This window comes from Hymenobacter guriensis, from assembly GCF_015773195.1.
Taxonomy (GTDB): domain Bacteria; phylum Bacteroidota; class Bacteroidia; order Cytophagales; family Hymenobacteraceae; genus Hymenobacter; species Hymenobacter guriensis.
The window spans coordinates 185,943-206,101 of the sequence record NZ_JADWYK010000008.1; the positions used below are offsets into that span (position 1 = coordinate 185,943).

A 20,159-nucleotide genomic window follows, 5' to 3' on the forward strand; every position below is an offset into this window, starting at 1 on the left:
GTCGAGCCTGCTGGCTAATGGCTTAGGTGTTGACACAGAGCATCCTGCTTAATGCGCAGGATGCTCTACTTTTTTAGCAGCAGCTTGGCTTTCCACATGTCCTCAATACGCCAGCAGCTCACGCAGGGCGGCGGCTACTTTGTCGGGGTTGGGCAGCATTTGCTTTTCCAACTCCACGTTGAGGGCAATGGCGGGCAGGTTGGCGGCACCCAGCGTAAACACCGGCGCATCGAGCTGGCGGAAGCAGTGGCGCTGAATGCGGCCGGCCAGGCTTTCGGCGAAGGAGTTCAGCAAAGGCTCCTCCGTGAGTACCAGGGCTTTGCCGTGGCGCTGCACCGCCGCCTGCACAGCTTCCCAGTCCAGCGGATTGAGGGTGCGCAAGTCCAGGATTTCCACCTGACCGGGAAACTGGCGGCTGGCCGTTTTGGCCCAGTGCACACCCATGCCGTAGGTAATGACCACGCAGGTTTCGCCACCGGCTAGCTTGTCGGGGGCGGCTTCCTGGGCTACGGCGGCCTGGCCCAGCGGAATCACATAGCCGGCGGCGGGCTCCACGGTTTTGGCATCTTCGGTGCCGGGCACCTTGCTCCAGTACAGGCCTTTGTGCTCCAGCATCACCACCGGGTTGGGGTCGAGGAAGGCGGAGCGCATCAGGCCTTTCATGTCAGCGGCATTGCTGGGGTACACCACCTTGATGCCGCGGATGGTGAGCAGCGTGCTTTCAATGGAGCCCGAATGATAGGGCCCGCCCCCGCCGTAGGCCCCGATGGGCACCCGAATCAGGCTTTGCACCGGAAACTGACCGTTGGAGAGGTAGCACGACTTGCTCAGCTCTTCCACCAGCTGGTTGAGAGCCGGCCAGATGTAGTCGGCAAACTGGATTTCGACTATGGCCTTGGCGCCCACGGCACTCATGCCGGCCGTGCTGCCCACTATGTAGGCTTCCTGAATGGGCGTGTTGAACACGCGGGCGTCGCCGTACTTCTTGGCCAGCAGCGCCGCCTCCCGGAACACTCCCCCCAGCTCCCCGCCCACGTCCTGACCGTAGAACAAGGCCTCGGGAAACTCCCGCAGAATATCATCCACCGCGTGCAGGGCGGCATCCACCATCAGGGCCTTGTCGGCGCCGGCGGGGCTCCGCTCCCCGGTTTCCTGGGTCACGGCCGACGGGGCAAACTCGTGGTCGGCAAAGGTAGCCGGGTCGGGGTTGGGTGCCGCCAGGGCGCGCTGGTAGTCGGCCAGCACGGTGGCGCGGGCTTCTTCCCCCAGCTCCCGCAGCTCCTGCTCGGTAAAGTCGAGGGCCAGCAGCTGCTGGTGGAAGCGGGGCAAAGGGTCCTGGGTGGTGTGGTGGGCGAGGTTGTCGCCGCGGTACCACTCGCGCCGCACGCCGCTGGTGTGGTGGCCCAGCAGCGGGCACCGGGCGTGCACCAGCACCGGCCCCCGCCGCTGGCGCACGTAGTCGGCGGCCTCGCGCATCCCGGCATAGCTGGCCAGGAAATCGGCTCCGTCGAACTGCAGGCGGTGCAGGCCCTTGAAGCCAGCCGCAAACTCGTAGGCATCCATGGAACGCATTTCGCGGCCCGTGGCCGAAATACCCCACTCGTTGTCCTGCACCAGATAGATGATAGGCAGCTGATGCAGGGCGGCCATCTGCAGGGCTTCGCTTACTTCGCCTTCGGTCATGGCGCCGTCGCCTATGGAGCAGAGCACCAGCGGCTTCGCCGTTGAATTAGTAATTAGTAAGGAAGAATGAGGAATTGTGTTTCCTTCAGTAGAAGTCCGCGTTTCTTTATCAGTCTTAATTACTGATTTCTCATTGCTAATTACCTCCTGTCCTTCCAGGTACTTGATGCCGTGAGCCATGCCGGTAGCCGGTATGGCCTGCATGCCCGTGGCCGAGCTTTGGTGCGGAATGGTGGGCAGGCCCGCCCGCCGCAGAGAAGGGTGGCTATAGTACGTGCGGCCGCCGGAAAACGGGTCGTCGCGCTTGGCCATCAGCTGCAGCATCAGCTCGTAGGGCGCGAGGCCCATGCCCAGCAGCATAGCATCGTCGCGGTAGTAAGGCGCGGCGTAGTCCTGGGGGCCGAGAATACTGGCCGCGGCCAGCTGAATGGCTTCGTGGCCGCGGGCCGTGGCGTGCACGTATTTAGCCGTTACGGCCTTGTTTTCCTCGTAGAGGCGGGCCATTTCATCGGCCGTGCGCATGAGCAGGTAGGCCCGGCGCAGCGTTTCCTGGTTGGGTAGGGCGGTGGTAAAATCGGTTTCCAGCTTGGGGGTGGCTTGGGGGAGCATAAGGGGTGGGTGGGGTAATGCTAGGGCGAAGGTACGAACCGGGCCTTTGCCACAGAAGACGGCCCACCGCAGGCTGTATCTTTGGCCCCATGACTGCCGAACTACGCATTACGCCCGCCACGGCCGCTGACATTCTGGCCCTCGTGGAACTCGTGAACCGGGCCTACCGCGGCGACGCCTCCCGCCAAGGCTGGACCACCGAGGCCCACCTGCTGGATGGGCAGCGCACCGACGCCGAAGACCTCCAAGACCTGAGTGCGGCCCCCGGCGCCACCTTCCTGCTGGCCCGCACCAGCGCCGGGCAGCTCATGGGCAGTGTCTACCTCAAGCCCCAGCTCCCCGACCTCTACCTGGGTATGCTGTCGGTGGAGCCTGGTCAGCAAGGCCTGGGCATCGGCAAGCTGCTGCTGGACGCGGCCGATATCCAGGCCCGGGCCCATTATTGCACCGGCATTCTGATTTCCGTCATTACGGTGCGCGCCGAGCTGATTGCCTGGTACGAGCGGCACGGCTTCCAACGCACCGGCGAAACCCTGGCTTTTCCCACCGACACCCGCTTTGGCATTCCGCGCCAGCCGCTGGAGCTACTGCTGATGCGTAAGCAGTTGGTATAGCGCCATCCGACCTAAAGGGCTACGGCACCCAGTATGCTTGCTAATTGTTCAGCCACCATACTTCCTGCTGCACCGGCTCGCCAAGGGTGTAGGGCTGCCCGATGCGAGGCACCGTTACGGGAAGCTGAGCTTTATCGGCGGCGGGCAAAAGCCGCTGTACAGGCTCATTCCAGGGGTGGTAAGCCAGCATGAACTTAGCCCAGTGCACCGGCAGCAGCATTTTGGCACCCAGGTCCAGGGCCGCCTGGGCGGTTTCCTCGGGCAGCATATGGATGGGGTGCCAGCTGAGGTTGTACTGGCCGTTTTCGAGCAAGGCCAGGTCGAAGGGGCCGTACTGCCGGCCGATGGCCCGGAAGTGCGGACCGTAGCCACTATCCCCGCCCAGAAACAGGCGTGCACCATCCAACTGCAGCACGTAGGAGGCCCACAGGGTTTGCCGGGGCTTCAGGCTGCGGCCCGAGAAATGCTGGGCCGGGGTGGCCGTGAGCTGCACGCCCGGCACCGGCGTCGCGGTTTCGTGCCAGTTGAGTTCGGTAATCTGCCCGGGCGCGTAGCCCCAAGCCTGCAGGTGGCTGCCCACGCCCAGGGGCGTAACAACGTGGCGCACTTTCGCGCGCAGGGCTACTACGGTGGCGTAGTCGAGGTGGTCGTAGTGGTCGTGGGTGAGCACCAGCACGTCGATGGCGGGCATATCGGCGGCGGTGTAGGCATCGGCCCCGGCGAAGGCGCGCACGGCAAACGAGAAGGGCGAGGCAGCGCCACTGAACACGGGGTCCACCAGAATATTCAGCCCGTGGGCCTGAATCAGGTAGGACGAGTGCCCAAACCAGATGACGGTGGGCTGGCCCGTAGTGGGCAGGTGCAGGTTGGTGCGTACCGTGGGCAGCGGGCCGGTTGGCGCTACGGTGCGGGGCTTGCGCAGAAAGTCCACCAGCATCTTGCCCATGGGGGCTTCGCCGGGGCTGAAACGTACGCCTTCCAGGTTTTCAAACTGGCCGTTCTGGTAGTTCGACAGGCCGGTAAACCGGTCTTTCACTTGGCGGGAGGGGTTCTTCCCCAATACTTGCATCATAACGCAGGAGCCCTAAAAGCGGCTTTCAACGGTATAGACGCCGAACAGCTGGTTTTACTTTACCGGCCCCTACATTGCTGCACCCGGCTTAGCTACCGTAGCGGCACCTTTGTACTTGGCCGGAGTGGCAGCGGCGGAAATTTCTACCTTTGCCGTTCGTTTCTGACTTCGCCGCTATGGATTTCACTTCCTCCACCTCCTTTCCCGAACCCACCGCTCAGCCCCGCTTCCGTGACACCGTGGAGCAGTGGATGCGCCAGTTTCAGGACTGGCTCTGCCGGCAGCTGGAAGCGGCCGACGGCACCGGCATGTTTCGGGAAGATGCCTGGGTGCACCACAGCGGTGGCGGGGGCCGAAGCCGGGTACTTACGGGCGGGCGGATCATTGAAAAAGGTGGGGTAAACTTCTCGGCCGTGGAAGGGCAGATGAGCGAGGCGGCAGCCCGCGCCCTGCTTATGCCCGACCCCAACTACTTTGCCACGGGTGTGTCGGTGGTGCAGCACCCGGGCAGCCCACTGGTGCCGATTTCCCACATGAACGTGCGCTACTTCGAGGCCGGCAACGGGGAAGCCTGGTTTGGCGGCGGGCTGGATCTGACGCCTATCTACGTGGATGAAGCCCAGGCCCGCTGGTTTCACCGGCAGATTAAGGAAATGTGTGACCAGCACACCCCTGCCTATTATCCCCGCTTCAAGCAGTGGGCCGATGAGTACTTCTTTCTGCCCCACCGCCAGGAAACCCGCGGCATCGGCGGCATCTTCTTCGACCGGCTGACTGTGGGCAAGGAAGCCGACGCCGACAGCCTGTTTGCCTTTGTGCGCAGCGTGGGCGAGGTGTACGGCCGCACCTACTGCGAGCTACTGCGCCAGAACGCCGGCCAACCCCACACCGAGCGGCAGAAGCAGTGGCAGCTGGTGCGCCGGGGCCGTTACGCCGAGTTCAACCTAGCCATTGACCGGGGCACCAAGTTCGGGCTGGAAACCGGGGGCCGCACCGAGAGCATCCTGATGAGTCTGCCACCCCAGGCCGAGTGGCACTACAACTTCCCCATCGAGCCCGACTCCCCGGAGGAAGCTACCCAGCAGTGGCTGCGCAAGGGTGTTGATTGGCTAACTAATTCCCCCGCCACCGTTTGATAGAGCAGCTCCAACACCTAGACCGTTGGCTGCTGGTAGCGGCCAACTCCCGCCACACCGCCCGCCTGGACGCGTGGATGGTGTTTTTCTCCGACCGCCTGGTGTGGTTCCCGGCTTACTTCGTGCTGGTGGTGGTACTGTGCTACCTCTACGGGCGGCGCGCCACGCTGCTGCTGCCCCTGCTGGGTCTGAGTGTGCTGCTGGCCGACGTCGTTTCCAGCCGCCTGTTCAAGCCCTACTTCGCCCGCCTTCGCCCCTGCCACGACGCCGACCTATCGGCCACGCTAAACCTGGTAAACGGCTGCGGCGGGCAATTCGGGTTTCTGTCGTCGCACGCGGCTAATGCTTTTGCGCTGGCGGTGTTTGTAGAGATTCTGCTCCCCCGGCACTACCGTGTGGCCAAGGTGCTGCTCTTTATCTGGGCCACACTGGTGAGCTACAGCCGCATCTACCTGGGCGCCCACTACCCTTCCGACGTGCTGGCCGGCATCCTGCTGGGCTCCCTCATGGCCTGGCTTTGCGCCCTGGCATTCCGCCATCTGGCCCGGCGCTGGTGGCCGCTATTGGGGTCCGAGGCATAAACTAGTGACCTCAAACATCAAAAAGGCTCCGCACTACCGTGCGGAGCCTTTTTCATTGGTCGTGGATCATAAGTTACTTGGCGGGCTTGCGGTTGCCGGTGTGGCCGTCGCCTTTGTCGCCCTGCCCGGGTTTGCTGGTCACTTTGGAGTTGGTGCGGTCGTCACCGGACAGGGAGCGGTTTAAATCGGCGGAGCTGGTGAACTTGCCTTCCTTATCGCGGCGCACGTAGCGCTTGTCGCCTTCCGTGGGTTCAATCAATTCGCGTTTTGTAGACATGCCGGTAGGAGTTGATTCTCTTTCCGATACGCAGTTTCAGCCCGTCGGTTTCTTACCGTCCCAGCAGTTTCGCCACGTACTTGCCCACGATGTCGAACTCCAGGTTGACGCGGTGACCGGGGCGCAGGTCCTGGAAGGTGGTGTGCTCGTAGGTGTAGGGAATGATGGCCACGGAAAAGCCGTCGTCGGTGCTGTTGAAGCAGGTGAGGCTGGTGCCATTCACGCAGATGGAGCCTTTTTCCACCGTTACGCGGCCGGGGCCCGGCTCGTGGCGAAAGCGGAATACCCAGGAGCCGTGCTGGTCTTCTACCGACTCGCACTCGGCCGTGAGGTCCACGTGGCCCTGCACAATGTGCCCATCAAAGCGACCATTGGCGGCCAGGCAGCGCTCCAGATTCACGCGGCGGCCGGGCTGCCACTGGCTCAGGTTGGTTTTCTGCAGCGTCTCGTCGATGGCTGTGACGACGTGCGTGCCGGCCATGCCGTCCACGGCTACCACCGTGAGGCATACGCCGTCGTGGGCCACGCTCTGGTCGATTTTCAGCTCCTGAGCGAAGCCGGATGCTACGGTGAAATGAATATTGGTTTCCTCCCGGCGCACGGCCGTGATGGTACCCAGGGTTTCGATGATGCCGGTAAACACGATGTGAAGGTGCTAATGTGTTTTAAATGTGCTGATGTGCTAATCAATTGGATGTTGAAATGTTCCGCGGCGCAATTTGCCTTTACAGGGCGTCAGCACATAAGTACATTCAAAATCCATTAGCACATTACTTCCCGCGGCCTTCCACAATGATTTTGAGGGTGTAGAGCATGACGCGGAAGTCCATAGCTAGGCTCATGTTTTCAATGTAGAGGATGTCGTACTTGAGGCGCTCCACCATCTGCTCCACGGTTTCGGCATAGCCGTATTTCACCTGGCCCAGGCTGGTGATGCCGGGGCGCACGCGGTGCAGGTGGCGGTAGTGCGGGGCCACGGCCACAATCTGGTCGATGTAGAACTGCCGCTCGGGACGCGGGCCCACCAGGCTCATGTCGCCCTTCAGCGCGTTCCAGAACTGGGGCAGCTCGTCCAGCCGCACCTTGCGCATAAAGCGGCCCCAGGGCGTAATGCGCGGGTCGTGCTGCGAGGAAAGCGACGGGCCCTGCCGCTCAGCATCCACGTACATCGAGCGGAACTTGTAGATGCGAAACGGCTGCCCGCCCTTGCCGATGCGGTCCTGGGAGTAGAAAATCGGCCCCGGCGAGGACAGGCGCACCATCACGGCCGTGAAGGCGTACACGGGCGAGGCCAGCACCAGAAACAGCGCCGAGCCCACGATATCGAGGCCGCGCTTGGTGACTTCCTGCCACAGGGGCAGCAGATCCTGCTTGATTTCGATAAGGGGCGTCCCAAACAGGTGGTTTACCTTCACCGAACCCAGCAGCATCTGGTAGAGATCGGGCAGGATGCTGATGCGCACCGGCTCGCCCTCCAGCAAGGTCAGGATTTCCTGGATGAGACGGTGCTCACTGGGCTCGGTGGCAATGATAATCTGCTCCACGTGCAGCTCCGCAATCAGCCGGGAAAGCTCCCGGTAGCTGCCTTTGTGGGGCAGGGCCGCGGCCAGCGCGGCATCCACCGTCTCCCCCACCGACACAAACCCGATAATGCGCAAACCCAGGTAGCGGGTGGCGTGCACCAGCTCCTGGCGCACGTCGCGGGCCAGGGCATTGGCCCCTACAATGAGCGTGTTGAAGGTGATAACACCGCTGCGCACGAGCCGCTGCACGCTGCTCACAGCCCAGGTACGCAGAATGGCCGACACGGTGAAATGCAGCAGAAAATACGCCGAAATGGTGCGGTAGTAGAGCCGGTAGTTGCTCACGCCCTCATCATCAAGCAGCAGCGCGAAGAAGATAACCAGCGCCCCCAGAATGGACACCTGGGCCAGCCGGATGATTTCGCCCAGGCGCGACTTGCGAAAAATGTCGCGGTACTCGCCAATGAGCGTGTAGAGCACCAGCCAGAAGCCGGCAATGAGCAGGGCCGAGCCTACCAGCGTGAACACCTCTTCGTTGGGCGTGAAACTCTCGTTGAGCAGGTACTTGCGCAGGAGGTAAAACCCCATCCAGGCCAGCAGCGCCGCCCCGAAGTCGGCGGCCATGAGTTTGAGCTTCTGCAGGGTACGAATCAAGCGGCGGAAATCGAAAGCAAAGAAAGAGCCCCGACGAGGCCGGACACACACGGTTTATGGCCTGAAAACGGTAGTTTCGCGCTCCTCTCTCCGGGGCCGCGCCCGCTGGGCCCCGCAAAGGTAAGCGCATTCTCCGTGTCCCCGCAATCTGCTCTTCCAGCTTCCGATAGTTACCGGCACCGCGGCCAGCGCCGCGCCCTGGTGGCCGAGCTGCGCCGCAAAGGCATCCACGACGAGCGGGTGTTGCAGGCCCTGGAGCAGGTGCCGCGCCACGTATTTTTCGAGCCGGCCTTCCGGGAGCACGCCTACCAGGACAAGGCCTTTCCCATAGGCGAGGGGCAGACGATTTCGCAGCCTTACACCGTGGCCTTTCAGACGCAGCTACTGCAGGTGCAGCCCCAGGAACGGGTGCTGGAAATCGGGACGGGCTCAGGCTACCAGTGCTGCGTGCTGCTGGAGCTTACGCCCCACGTCTGGAGCATCGAGTACAACGCGGTGCTCTTTGCCCGCACCCGGCGCCTGCTCGCGCAGCTGCACCACCCGGCCCACCTGTTCTGCGGCGACGGCAGCCTCGGCCTGCCCGACCAGGCCCCGTTCGATAAGATTATCGTCACGGCTGGCTCGCCTACCCTGCCCCGGCCCCTGTTGCGCCAGCTGCGCGTAGGCGGCTCCCTCGTTATTCCGGTGGGCACGGAGCACAGCCAGCGTATGGTGCGCGTGGTGCGCGAGTCGGAAGAAAGCTTCGTGCGCGAGGACTTCGAAGAATTCCGCTTTGTGCCGCTCCTGGGCCAGGCCGGCTGGGGAGCATGAATGTGCTGATGTGGAGAATGTGCTAATGTGAGAATGTGGGAATTGTGAGGAATGTGCTGATGAGAGTAGAACGTGTCGGTGAACTTGGAGTCCATTCGCTCAGCACAGCAGCACATTTTCCACATTAGCGCAGCGCAGCACATTCAACCCACATTAGTCACATTCTCCACATCAGCACATTCCCTACCCTATCTTTGCCGGAACTTACTGCTGACCCCTCCCCTTACATGATGCGCAAACAAAAGCCCGTAAAAGACTCCTTCGTTCGGATGACCGAGCTGGTGCTGCCCAACGACACGAACACGCTCAACAACCTGATGGGCGGCCGCATGATGCACCTGATGGACGTAGCCGCGGCCATTTCGGCCCAGCGCCACTCCAACCGTATCGTCGTCACGGCTTCCGTCGATAACGTTTCGTTCCGGGAAGGCATCAAGCTGGGAAACGTCGTGACCCTGGAAGCGCAGGTCACGCGCTCCTTCAGCTCCAGCATGGAAGTACACATTGATGTGTGGGCCGAGGACATTCCCAACGGGACCCGGTTTAAGTCCAACGAAGCCTTCTTCACCTTCGTGGCCGTAGACCAGTCAGGCCGCCCGATTGATGTGCCCGAGGCCGTAGCCGAAACCGAGGAGGAAATTCGCCTGTACGACGGGGCCCTGCGCCGCCGCCAGCTGCGCCTGGTGCTGGGCGGCCGCATGAAGCCCCAGGATGCCGTCGAGTTGAAGTCCCTGTTTGATATGCAGTAATGCCTTCCAGGGTGCGGCCGGCTGCTTTGTCTTCCAGAAAGGTCCTGTCTCACTTCTCCTAAGCGTTGCGTAAGCACAGCAATTATCAGAAAGGTGTAGAGACGCATTGTAGCGTCGCGTCGTTGAAGGACGTTCGCCCTGACGACGCGGCCAGAGAGACGCAACTATGCGTCTCTACACCCAGCGGGCGGCCGCAGAATTAATTCAAACAGCTTCCTGGCAGCCTGCCCACCAGCACCCATAGTCCAGCAAGCTTCCTATTTGCTATCTTCCGGTCAGCCTTTGTACTGCATATGGATACCGCCGCTACGCTTTCGTTTTTCCAGAGCTTCTACGCCAACACCCCGCTGTACGTAGTGGCCGAACCCAGTACGCCCGCGCCAGCTGCGGCTGAAGCGTCCGCAGTGCCGTCTGCTACTCCCATTGTTGAGGCGCCAGCAGCCGCGCCAGTTGTTTCCGCGGCTCCTCGGGCAGCCGAAGCAACATCGGTGATTTTACCGACTGCCGCGCCGGCCCTGGCACCGCCGCAGGCAGCGGCATCCAAACTCCCTTCGCTGGGCAGCCTCAAAGCAGCCAGCCCGACAGTTGGGCCAACGCTGCCGCCGGTTTCTGCGCCAACGCCCCCACAGCCTGCCACTCCGCCGCCTGCCGCGCCGGCTCCTGTAGAGGCAGCGGCTTATCAACCTACCAACCTTACGCTGGCCGAGCTGCCCGCGGCTGCACCTGCCCCGGCAGCCCAGGCCGGGCGCATTCAGCCCACGCCTACTCAGTCGCCGGTGGCGCACGTGCCGTTTGCCACGCTGGGCAGCAATGCCCGGGGCCTGGTCATACTGGTGCGCATGTCGCCCGACCAGTTCCGCAAGCTGCCTCGCAACGTGTTTCTCAACAACCTGCTCAAGGCCATCCGCCTGGTGATGGAGGACGTGGTGCTGGTGAACGTGGAGCACGAGAAGTTTCCGGTGGCGCTGTGCAGCCTGCGTCAGCACCTGCACGCGCGGCAGTTCCTGGCCTTCGGCAAAAACCTGCTCGACGTGGCCGTGTACACCACCCAGCCCTACGAACCGGTGCTGCTCTACGGCGACACAGCCTTCCTCGGCGCCGGCGAAATCGACATGCTCGAATACGACGTTGGCCGCAAAAAGCAGCTCTGGCAGGCTATCCAGCGGATGTTTCTGGGGTAGAACAACATGGCTTCGCAGCCCTTGCTCCAATAAAAAAAGCCAGCTGCTCGCGCAACTGGCCTTTTTTATTACTTGTTTTCTTACTTCAGCACCGAGGCCAGCGTGTTTTCCAACTGGGCGCCACGCAGGTTCTTGGCAATGATTTTTCCCTGTGGGTCAATCAGGATGGAAAGCGGAATGGACTTCACGCCGTAGGTCTGGCCGGCAGCCGACTCCCAGCCTTTCAGGTCCGAAACGTGGGTCCAGGTCAGCTGGTCGTCCTTGATGGCCTTCAGCCACTTGTCGCGGCTCTGGTCGAAGCTCACGCTGTAGATTTCGAAGCCCTGGCCCTTGCTCTTGAACTTCTGGTAGGCGCGCACTACGTTGGGATTTTCCTTGCGGCAGGGGCCGCACCAGGAGGCCCAGAAATCGATGAGCACGTACTTGCCGCGCAGGCTGCTCAGGGCTACTTCCTTGCCGTCGGGGGCCAGAAGCTTGATTTCGGGGGCCGTCTGACCTTTGGCGGTAGAGCGCAGCGGGTCGAGGCGGGCCACCAAGGCCTTCGTGTAGCGCGAGTCGGGCAGGGAAGCCTTGAACTGGTTGGCCATGGAGTCGGCAAACACGAACTCCTCGTCGGGGTTCAGCAGGTTGCTCACCACAAAAGCCGAGGCCACCGATTTGGGGTTGCGGCGCACCAGCGCCTTAATGGCCGCGTTGCTGCGCGCCTGGGCCGCCATGTACTGGGCCTCCACGGCCTGCATAGAATCGGCGCGGCCGGTTTGGGCGGCCTGGTTGTAGCGCTGCTCCAGGGCCTGGGCCTGCACGCGGCTGCGGCCCATCACCGTGCCCAGCTGCTGTAGCATCTCCGAGTCGGGGGAGCCTTTCACGGTGTAGCCTTCCGAGAGGCGGGCAGCGTCGCCGCTTAGGGTGAGCTTGGTGTTGTTGTCGAGGGCCAAGAGCACCTGGTTCTGGTCGTTCACCTTCACCTGGTAGAGGCCGGCCTCGGGCACGGTGCCTTTAAAGGAGAATTCGCCCTTGTCGTTGACGGTAGCCGTGTCGCGCGACACAAACTGGGTTTCACCCAGCTCGGCCAAAAACACCTGGCTGCCGGCCGCGGCGTTGGTCAGCTGGCCGTTGATCTGAAAGCCGGTGGCTGCGGCCCCGCCGTCGGTGGTGGGCACGCTAGATTTGTTGCAGGCATTGGCCATGCCCAGCACGGCGCCCAGGTAAAGCAGACTCTTCATTTTACGCATCATTCAAAAAGCAAACCGGCCAAATAAGGCGCCGGGGAAGTAGCAGACGAGGAAACCGGGCGCAAGTTGCCTATTCCTGGGGAATAGCGGAGCCAGTACCGGCCGTAATTGCTTAGCATAACCCGCAAATCCGGTGCAGAGTTGCAGCTGGCAAAGCGCCGCAGACGTAGAAGAAGGCAAAACAGGTCGGGCAATTTACCGCCCTCAGTCCAGCGGAATGTATTCCGAAATCTTCTGACCCAGGGCGCGGCCGTGCAGGTCGGTGGCCAGAATCCGGCCTTCGGGGTCCAGCAGCAGGTTGAAGGGCAGGGCCGTGACGCCGTAGGCACGGGCCCCGCTGCTCTCCCACCCTTTCAGGTCCGACACCTGGGGCCAGCTAAGCTGGTCGGCGGCCACGGCCCGCAGCCACTTGTCGCGGTTCACATCCAATGACACGCTGTAGATTTCCAGCCCCCGCGAGTGAAACTGCCCGTAGATTTTGCGCAGGTTGGGGCTTTCGGCCCGGCAGGGCCCGCACCAGCTGGCCCAGAAATCAACCAGTACGTACTTGCCACGCAGGCTACTGAGCTTCAGCGGCTGACCTTCAGGCGTAGGCAGCTGCAAATCGGTGGGCGCTACCGCGCTGTCCATCGTTTCGTGGTTGGCGGGGGCCGTGGCCCGCTGGCAGCCACCAGTAGTCAGCAACAGACTGCAGAAGAGAAGAACTGGTGCGCGAAATGGCATGCTCAATATTCGGAAGCTCCACGGTAAATTGCAAACGCCCACCCACTGCAGAGCAGTAGGTGGGCGTAGCAGATGAACTAATCAACGAGAAGACGCCAGGCAGATAGCCTCTCTCTTGATTAGGCGTCGAGCTTCTGGCGCAGGAGCTGGTTGGCGAGCTTGGGGTCGGCTTTGCCGCCGGTGAGCTTCATCAATTCGCCCATGAACATGCCGGTGAGGCTCTTTTTGCCGGCCCGGTACTCGGCCACCTTAGCCGGGTTGGCGTCCAGCACCTGCTGAATCATGGCTTCCAGGGCCCCGGCATCCGACTGCTGCAACAGGCCCTGGGCCTCGGCGGCGGCGGCGGCGGTGTGCGTGGGGTTGTCGAGCAGGAACGGAAACAGCTGCTTGCTGGCTACTGAGTGGCCCACCTTGTTGTCGTCGATCAGCCCGATGATGTCGGCCAGGTGCTGGGGGCGCAGCGGAAACTGCTCCAAGGTAAGGGCGCGCTCGTTCAGGTAGGCTTTCACGGGGCCCGTTACCCAGTTGGCGGCGGCTTTGGCGTTGGAAGTCAGGCGCGTCAACTCGTCGAAGTACAGGGCTATGTCCTTATCGGCCGTCAGCACGGTGGCGTCGTAGTCGGACAGGCCCAGCTCGCCGGTGAAGCGGGCGTAGAGCTGCTGGGGCAGGGCGGGCAGCTCGCTCTGGATGCGGTGCAGCCAGGCATCGTCGATGATGACCGGGGGAAGGTCGGGCTCCGGGAAGTACCGGTAGTCGTTCATGGTTTCCTTGCTACGCTGGCCGCTGGTAGTGCCGGTTTGCGCGTCAAAGCCGCGGGTTTCGCTGATGATTTCCTCGCCGGCTTCGAGCAAGGCAATCTGCCGCTCAATTTCGTACTCGATGGCGCGCTGCACGTTGCGGAAGGAGTTCATATTCTTCACCTCCACCTTGGTGCCATACTGCGCGGCGCCTTTCAGCATCACCGACACGTTGGCGTCGCAGCGCAGGGAGCCTTCCTCCATGTTGCCGTCGCAGATTTCGAGGTACTCCACCAGCTTCTTGATTTCGGCCAGGTAGGCGTAGGCTTCCTCGGAGGTGCGAATGTCCGGCTCACTCACGATTTCGATGAGCGGCACGCCGGCCCGGTTCAGATCTACCAGGGTTTCTACCTCGCCGGCCAGGTGCATGGATTTGCCCGCGTCTTCCTCCATGTGAATGCGCGTGACGCCAATGCGGCGCTCTGAGCCGTCGGCGAGGCGAATATCCACGTGGCCCTCGTAGCAGATGGGCGTCTTGTCCTGGGTTATCTGGTAGCCCTTCGGCAGGTCGGGATAGAAGTAGTTTTTGCGCGCAAACAGGTTGTCGCGGCGGATGTGGCAGTTGGTGGCCAGGCCCATTTTCATGGCGTACTCCACGGCCGTATAGTTCACGCGGGGCAGCGTGCCGGGGTGGCCCAGCGTAATCACGCTCAGGTTGTTGTTGGGCAGGGCGCCGTACTCGTTTTCATCCGAAGAGTACATTTTGCTGCGCGTGAGCAGCTGGGCGTGTACTTCCAGGCCGATGACGGGCTGGTATTTGGCTTTAATAGCTTCGTCCATGTAGCACAGGTTGGCTTGCGCCGAACTTTGATTTCCGCAGCAGCTGCGGCGGGGGCTGATTATGGGTGCAAGTTAAGGACTCGGCCGCTAGGAGCACGAAAGCGGGCAGCAGGAAAGTTTTCCCGCCGCCCGCTTTCTTTTCAGGCTTTCCTATGCGTTACCTCAGTCGTTGAACACCGGCACATTAGAATCCAGGAAGGCGGTGCTGGCTTTGTTGTAGGCCTCGTTGAACTTCTGCCCCTGGACGTTCAGGGTTTTGATGTAGCGGTTGTAGTCCTCCACGTCGGCGCGGGTAAGCTGGTCTTTGCGCACCAGCAGCTCCTGCAGCTTGCGAAAGTCGTTGCCGCACTCCACTACGTAAAAGTTTGCCAGGTTCTTGGCTGCGTCGCGGTACTGGTTCTGCTTGCCCCGGAACGCGGGCAGGGCGGCCAACTCGGCGGCCGAGGTTTCGGCGGCGGCTTCCAGTTGGGTGCGCGCCGTTTCGAAGGCTACAGCATCCTGCTTGTTGAGGGCGGCGGAGAAAGCCGCATTCACCTTTTCCAGGCGGAACGTGGTCAGGTACACTTTGTGGTGGTAGGCGCTGACCTCGGAAATCTGCCGCATCGTCTCCCCCATCTTCCGGCTGGCGGGCGTTTCCTGCATGGTCAGGCCGAACTGCTTGGCAAAGCGTTGCTGGGCCGCCTCCACACTGTCGCCGGCGGCTTCGAGCTTGGCCTCGGCCTGCTCCATGGTATCGAAGTACTGCTGCATGGCCTCCAGGCTCTGGGTGCGGCCGGCGGCCAGGGCATTCACCTTTTTGTAGTCGAGCGAGTACACGCTCAGCATCTGCTGAAACGAGGCCTTGGCTTTGTCGCGGAAGTCGGTGTTGCCTTTAAAGGCCGGCAGGTGCGAAATCTTGGCCAGGGAAAGTTTATTCTGGGTAATGACGTCCTGCAGGCGGGCCGCAATCTTCTTCTCGTTTTCGCTGTGCGCCGATTTGCTGATGTAGCGCAGGCACTTCTGCATCATCACCTGCTGCTCGGCCACAATGAAGTTGTTGTACTCCACGGGCTCCGTGAACTTTGTTTGGGCCGTGGCCGTGGTGCCAGCCAGCAAAAGGAAGGCGGCAGTAAAAAGGGTAGAAAGGCGCATAGAATGCTATAAAATGTGAAAGTTTATTGAATTTGAAAGGTCACCGGCACTGTAAAATCCGCGCTAGCCGGTTTTCCATCCAGCTTGCCAGGGGCCCAACCATGTAGCATTTTTACCACCCGTAAAGCTTCTGCATCCAAGGTCGGACTCACACTTTTCACAACGCGCGCATTGACTACCTGTCCACGGGAGCTAATTGTGAAACTGACCATTGATTTGCCTTGCTCTCCGTCACGGAGCGAGTTAGCAGGATACACTGTAGCTGAACGAATAGCTTCCAGCAACGCATTTATTCCGCCCGGGTACTCTGGCAATTGCATGAAAGGAATCCAAGATGTGGACTTGCCAGCCGCATCAAAACACTGGGAAACCATGCGCTTCCCCAATTTAAATTCTTCCTGACGGCGCAAAACCCCATTGGCAGAATACACTAAGACCTTTCCCTGGCGTTTTCCTGCCACGAATCCTTCCTCGGTGTATATCTGTCCCGATTCGAACCAGCGGCGGTAGGTACCATGTAACATACCTTTCCGCAGGTTGCTATAGGGAATTTCTTCCTGCTTTTTCCCCGAAGCATAGTAGCGGGTAATTACAGCTGCCCCCTTTGCTAGTCGTGTCGTATCAGTACGAGCAGCTTGCCAAGGGTGAAAACCTACGCTATTATTCTCACCTAATTCAGTTTTGAAGAATCCATTAATAGATTGCCCAGCCGCAGAATAAGTACCTAGCAAAGAAAAAGCTATACTAACTATCCAAGCACAATGCTTAACAACACCAGAGAAGGACATTATCCAATCGTAATAATGGACATGAAAATGGGCGCTGCAAGACACACCGCCTTACAACGCCCATAAATGGTTAGTAGCCGAATAGTCAAAGCTATTAAACTAGCTTTTGATTAGCAACTACCCCAGCAGCCCGGTTACCAGCGCCTCAGCCTTGCTGATGGCTGCGCCTAGGCCGGCCACGTTCTTGCCGCCGGCCGTGGCGAAAAACGGCTGTCCGCCGCCCCCGCCCTGGATTTCCTTGGCCAACTCGCGCACCAGCGTCGAGGCGTTGAGCTTACCGCCTTTGGCCAGCTCGTCGTCCAGCATCACGGCCAGTTGGGGCTTGCCGTCGATTTCGGCGCCGAGCACGGCTACCAGGTTCGGCACGGCCTGGCGCAGGTTGAAGGCCAGGGTTTTGAGCGAATCGGCGGAGGACGCCTGCACCTGAGCGGCCAGGAAGCTCACGCCGTTCAGCGCCTTCACCTGGCCGGCTAGCTGGTCTTTCTGCTGGTTGATGCTCTGCTGAGCAAACTGGTCGATCTGCTTGCGCAGGCCGGCAATTTCCTCGGTTTGTTTCTCGATGCTGGAAATAAGGTGCTGGGGATAACCCAGGGCCTCGCGCACCTGGGCCAGCAAGTCCAGCTGCTGGTTTACAAATGCTTCGGCGGCCTCGGCCGTTACGGCCTCAATACGGCGTACGCCCGCGCCCACGGCGCTTTCCGAGGTGATTTTGAAGAAGCCAATGTCGCCGGTGGTGCGCACGTGGGTACCACCGCAGAGCTCCACCGAGAAGCTGCGGTCGAAGGTGATGACGCGCACGAACTCCCCGTACTTCTCCCCGAATAGGGCCGTAGCGCCCAGGCTCTTGGCTTCGTCGATGGGTACGTTGCGGCGCTCATCCAGCGGAATCTGCTGGCGGATGCGCTGGTTGACAATGGTTTCCACCTGCCGCAGCTGGTCGTCGGTGACTTTGGTGAAGTGAGAGAAGTCGAAGCGCAGCAGCTTCTCGTTCACCAACGAGCCTTTCTGCGCTACGTGCGTGCCTACCACCTCGCGCAGGGCCGCTTGCAGCAAGTGTGTGGCGGTGTGGTTGCGGCGGATCTGGTCGCGACGGGCGGCATCAAAGCGGGCCGTGAACTCGCCTTCCAGGTCCTGGGGCAGCTCCAGCACGGTGTGCACGATGAGGTCGTTTTCCTTCCTGGTGTCCAGCACGCGCACCTTGCTCAGCGCCGACTCCAAGTAGCCCGTGTCGCCAATCTGCCCGCCCGACTCGGCGTAGAACGGGGTTTGGTCGAGCACCACCTGGTACTCCGTTTTGCCTTTGCGGTCGGTGCGGCGGTAGCGCAGAATGCGGGCGGGGGCCTGCTCCTGGTCGTAGCCCACGAAAGCCGGCTGCTCCTCCGAGTCGTGCACGATTACCCAGTCGCTCTGCTCGGCTTCCTGGGCGTTGCGGGAACGGTTTTTCTGCTGCTCCAGCTCTTTCTTGAAGCCTTCCTCGTCCACCGTCAGGCCCTTTTCGCGGGCAATGAGGGCGGTGAGGTCCAGGGGGAAGCCGAAGGTATCCGACAACTCGAAGGCCGTTTTGCCGTCGATGCGGTTGCCGTTAGCTTTGGCGGCGTCCTCCAAGGCATCGAGGCGGCGCAGGCCATTTTCTAGGGTTTTGAGGAAGGCAATTTCTTCTTCCTCTATCACGCGCTGTACAAACTGCTGCTGGGCCTTCAGCTCGGGGAAGATATTGCGCATCTGCTCGGCCAGCACCGGCACGATTTTGTACAAGAACGGCTGCTTCTGGCCCAGGCTCGAAAACGCGTAGCGCACGGCCCGGCGCAAAATGCGCCGAATCACGTAGCCCGCCTTCACGTTGCTGGGCAACTGGCCGTCGGCAATGGTGAAGGAGATGGTGCGGATGTGGTCGGCAATGACGCGGATGGCAATGTCGGTCTTCTCGTTTTCGGTGGCTGGCTGGTCGTTCACGGTGGCCGGGGCCGTGCCGTGGTACTGGATACCGGCCTCGGTGGCAATGAACTGAATCAGCGGCTGGAATACGTCGGTGTCGTAGTTGGACTTCACGCCCGACACAGCCATCATCAAACGCTCGAAGCCCATGCCCGTATCTACGTTCTGCTGAGGAAGTTTTAGCAAGGACTTATCGGCACGACGCTCAAACTCCATGAACACGTTGTTCCAGATTTCTACTACCTGCGGGTGGTCGGCATTCACCAGCTCGGCCCCACCTTTCTGGGCAATTTCCGCCTCGTCGCGCAGGTCAATGTGGATTTCGGTGCAGGGGCCGCACGGGCCGGTGTCACCCATTTCCCAGAAGTTATCCTTCTTGTTGCCGGGCAAAATCCGGTCGTCGGTGGTGTACTGGCGCCACAACTCCTGGGTCTCGGTGTCGGGGCCGAGACCGTCGCCCTGGTCACCCTCGAAGTAGGTGACGTACAGCCGCTCCTTGGGCAGCTTGTACACTTCGGTGAGCAATTCCCAGGCCCAAGCAATGGCGTCTTTCTTGAAATAATCCCCAAACGACCAGTTGCCGAGCATCTCGAACATGGTGTGGTGGTAGGTGTCGTAGCCTACCTCTTCCAGGTCGTTGTGCTTGCCCGACACGCGCAGGCATTTCTGGGTGTCGGCAATGCGCTTGAAGGGTGCGGGCTTGTTGCCCAGGAAGTAATCCTTGAACGGGGCCATGCCCGAGTTGATGAACAGCAGCGTGGGGTCGTCCTTGACCACGATGGGCGCCGAGGGCACGATGTGGTGACCTTTGGAAGCAAAGAAATCCAGGAATTGCTGGCGGACGTGGCTGGCGGTGGGCAGTGACATGGCAGAAACGCGAAGCGGCGCTTGGCGGGTTGGGAGGTTCGATGGAATTGGCTGCAGCCGGTATTTTGGCTACTTTTCGCCTTTCCGGCGGAAAGGCGCTTCCGGCAAAGGTAGCCGACTAACCCGGAAAGCGAAACCACAGCTGCCCATTGCCTTTTTGCCGGTCATGCTGAGCGTAGCCGAAGCATCTCTACTGCATCGTTCCCTCATTGAAAATTAGTCAGAGATAGAGATGCTTCGACTACGCTCAGCATGACAACGAATTTTACTTCTCCTGCTCCTTCCATGCCCTACAAAGACCGCGAAATCGAAAAGCAGTACTTCACCATCGGCGAGGTGGCCGCGCAGTTCAACGTGGCGCCTTCGCTGATTCGCTTCTGGGAAACGGAGTTTGAGGAGCTGCGCCCGCGCAAAAGCAAGAAAGGCAACCGCCTCTACACGCCCCAGGATATCGATACGTTTCGCACCATTTACCACCTGGTGAAGGAGCGCGGCTACACCATTCCCGGCGCCCGCGACATGCTTAAGCAGAAAGGCCCGCAGCTCAAGGAGAAAATCGACGTGATTCAGAGCCTGGAGCGGGTGCGCAAGTTCATGGTAACGATGAAAAAGGAACTGGACGCCATTGGCAAAGCGCAGGGCTGATGCAAGCAGTGATATTGTACGCTAGCCGCGGTGACTTATCTATGGTGATAAGCAACAAGAGTTAGAAGATGAGGAGATGATACTAATCAACCAGTATTTCTCTGCACCGCCTCATGTATATAGTCTAGCCTATAGAGGCATAGAGTTCATTAAGCGGGTTCTGCTTTTTATTGCTTATTCGCCAGATTACATAGTCAACAATGATTGTGGCACTCAGTTGCCTGGTCACGAATTTGTGCTGAAAATCCAGCAGAACCCAGGATGGTATTGGTATAATGACTGATATACCTTAGTGACTAGGAAGTGTTAACAGTCGCGCAACCAGAGTATAGTTGCGGCAATATGAACGAAGGCCAGAAAATGCGCATCCAA

General features: G+C 60.7%; 18 protein-coding genes. 7 read left to right on the plus strand and 11 right to left on the minus strand.

What is annotated here, in order from left to right; translation table 11 throughout:
* Nucleotides 1-102: 102 nt before the first annotated feature.
* Complete coding sequence (locus tag I5L79_RS14595; protein WP_196955794.1) at nucleotides 103-2,292, minus strand: alpha-ketoacid dehydrogenase subunit alpha/beta; 2,190 nt, start codon at nucleotides 2,290-2,292, stop codon at nucleotides 103-105.
* An 89-nt stretch (nucleotides 2,293-2,381) separates the two neighbouring features.
* Here I5L79_RS14595 and I5L79_RS14600 point away from each other — a divergent pair, with 89 nt between their 5' ends.
* On the plus strand, nucleotides 2,382-2,906 hold the full coding sequence (locus I5L79_RS14600; protein WP_196955795.1) for a GNAT family N-acetyltransferase: 525 nt from the start codon (nucleotides 2,382-2,384) through the stop codon (nucleotides 2,904-2,906).
* Between the two features lie 40 nt (nucleotides 2,907-2,946).
* Here the strand turns inward: I5L79_RS14600 and I5L79_RS14605 are convergent, their stop codons facing one another.
* Nucleotides 2,947-3,978: an MBL fold metallo-hydrolase gene (locus I5L79_RS14605; protein ID WP_196955796.1), complete on the minus strand. Its 1,032-nt coding sequence runs from the start codon at nucleotides 3,976-3,978 to the stop codon at nucleotides 2,947-2,949.
* Between the two features lie 176 nt (nucleotides 3,979-4,154).
* On the opposite strand from I5L79_RS14605, the gene hemF reads away from it, so the two are divergent.
* Nucleotides 4,155-5,114, plus strand: a complete 960-nt coding sequence (gene hemF, locus I5L79_RS14610; RefSeq protein WP_196955797.1) for an oxygen-dependent coproporphyrinogen oxidase — start codon at nucleotides 4,155-4,157, stop codon at nucleotides 5,112-5,114.
* Complete coding sequence (locus tag I5L79_RS14615) at nucleotides 5,111-5,695, plus strand: phosphatase PAP2 family protein (protein ID WP_196955798.1); 585 nt, start codon at nucleotides 5,111-5,113, stop codon at nucleotides 5,693-5,695. The genes hemF and I5L79_RS14615 overlap by 4 nt, the downstream gene beginning before the upstream one ends.
* A gap of 73 nt (nucleotides 5,696-5,768) precedes the next feature.
* Here the strand turns inward: I5L79_RS14615 and I5L79_RS14620 are convergent, their stop codons facing one another.
* The 3 genes from I5L79_RS14620 to I5L79_RS14630 all read right to left on the minus strand — a co-directional run bounded on the left by I5L79_RS14620 (nucleotide 5,769) and on the right by I5L79_RS14630 (nucleotide 8,149).
* Nucleotides 5,769-5,972 (minus strand): hypothetical protein, encoded by a 204-nt coding sequence (locus I5L79_RS14620; RefSeq protein WP_196955799.1) that lies wholly within the window; start codon nucleotides 5,970-5,972, stop codon nucleotides 5,769-5,771.
* Between the two features lie 52 nt (nucleotides 5,973-6,024).
* On the minus strand, nucleotides 6,025-6,615 hold the full coding sequence (locus I5L79_RS14625) for a riboflavin synthase (protein WP_196955800.1): 591 nt from the start codon (nucleotides 6,613-6,615) through the stop codon (nucleotides 6,025-6,027).
* Between the two features lie 127 nt (nucleotides 6,616-6,742).
* Nucleotides 6,743-8,149: a sugar transferase gene (locus I5L79_RS14630; protein ID WP_231403112.1), complete on the minus strand. Its 1,407-nt coding sequence runs from the start codon at nucleotides 8,147-8,149 to the stop codon at nucleotides 6,743-6,745.
* A gap of 135 nt (nucleotides 8,150-8,284) precedes the next feature.
* Here I5L79_RS14630 and I5L79_RS14635 point away from each other — a divergent pair, with 135 nt between their 5' ends.
* The 3 genes from I5L79_RS14635 (at nucleotide 8,285) to I5L79_RS14645 (ending at nucleotide 10,889) form a co-directional block, all read left to right on the plus strand.
* The gene (locus tag I5L79_RS14635; protein ID WP_196955801.1) at nucleotides 8,285-8,959 is read left to right on the plus strand and encodes a protein-L-isoaspartate(D-aspartate) O-methyltransferase; all 675 of its coding nucleotides are present in this window, start codon (nucleotides 8,285-8,287) and stop codon (nucleotides 8,957-8,959) included.
* A 230-nt stretch (nucleotides 8,960-9,189) separates the two neighbouring features.
* Nucleotides 9,190-9,708, plus strand: coding sequence for an acyl-CoA thioesterase (locus I5L79_RS14640; RefSeq protein ID WP_394368811.1), 519 nt, complete (start codon nucleotides 9,190-9,192; stop codon nucleotides 9,706-9,708).
* Nucleotides 9,709-10,001: 293 nt separating this feature from the next.
* Entirely contained in the window at nucleotides 10,002-10,889 is an 888-nt protein-coding gene (locus I5L79_RS14645; protein WP_196955803.1) for a hypothetical protein, read from the plus strand.
* Nucleotides 10,890-10,969: 80 nt separating this feature from the next.
* On the opposite strand, the gene I5L79_RS14650 is transcribed toward I5L79_RS14645, so the two are convergent.
* From I5L79_RS14650 to alaS, 6 genes are all read right to left on the minus strand, one after another.
* Entirely contained in the window at nucleotides 10,970-12,124 is a 1,155-nt protein-coding gene (locus I5L79_RS14650; RefSeq protein ID WP_231403113.1) for a TlpA disulfide reductase family protein, read from the minus strand.
* A gap of 201 nt (nucleotides 12,125-12,325) precedes the next feature.
* On the minus strand, nucleotides 12,326-12,805 hold the full coding sequence (locus I5L79_RS14655) for a TlpA family protein disulfide reductase (protein ID WP_231403114.1): 480 nt from the start codon (nucleotides 12,803-12,805) through the stop codon (nucleotides 12,326-12,328).
* Nucleotides 12,806-12,963: 158 nt separating this feature from the next.
* On the minus strand, nucleotides 12,964-14,421 hold the full coding sequence (gene gatB / locus I5L79_RS14660) for an Asp-tRNA(Asn)/Glu-tRNA(Gln) amidotransferase subunit GatB (protein ID WP_196955805.1): 1,458 nt from the start codon (nucleotides 14,419-14,421) through the stop codon (nucleotides 12,964-12,966).
* A 162-nt stretch (nucleotides 14,422-14,583) separates the two neighbouring features.
* Nucleotides 14,584-15,552: an LIC11966 family surface protein gene (locus I5L79_RS14665; RefSeq protein ID WP_196955806.1), complete on the minus strand. Its 969-nt coding sequence runs from the start codon at nucleotides 15,550-15,552 to the stop codon at nucleotides 14,584-14,586.
* 23 nt (nucleotides 15,553-15,575) lie between these two features.
* The gene (locus I5L79_RS14670) at nucleotides 15,576-16,340 is read right to left on the minus strand and encodes an energy transducer TonB (protein ID WP_196955807.1); all 765 of its coding nucleotides are present in this window, start codon (nucleotides 16,338-16,340) and stop codon (nucleotides 15,576-15,578) included.
* Nucleotides 16,341-16,457: 117 nt separating this feature from the next.
* Nucleotides 16,458-19,142 (minus strand): alanine--tRNA ligase, encoded by a 2,685-nt coding sequence (gene alaS / locus I5L79_RS14675; RefSeq protein ID WP_196955808.1) that lies wholly within the window; start codon nucleotides 19,140-19,142, stop codon nucleotides 16,458-16,460.
* 285 nt (nucleotides 19,143-19,427) lie between these two features.
* On the opposite strand from alaS, the gene I5L79_RS14680 reads away from it, so the two are divergent.
* The gene (locus I5L79_RS14680) at nucleotides 19,428-19,787 is read left to right on the plus strand and encodes a MerR family transcriptional regulator (RefSeq protein ID WP_149071504.1); all 360 of its coding nucleotides are present in this window, start codon (nucleotides 19,428-19,430) and stop codon (nucleotides 19,785-19,787) included.
* The last annotated feature ends 372 nt before the right edge of the window (nucleotides 19,788-20,159 follow it).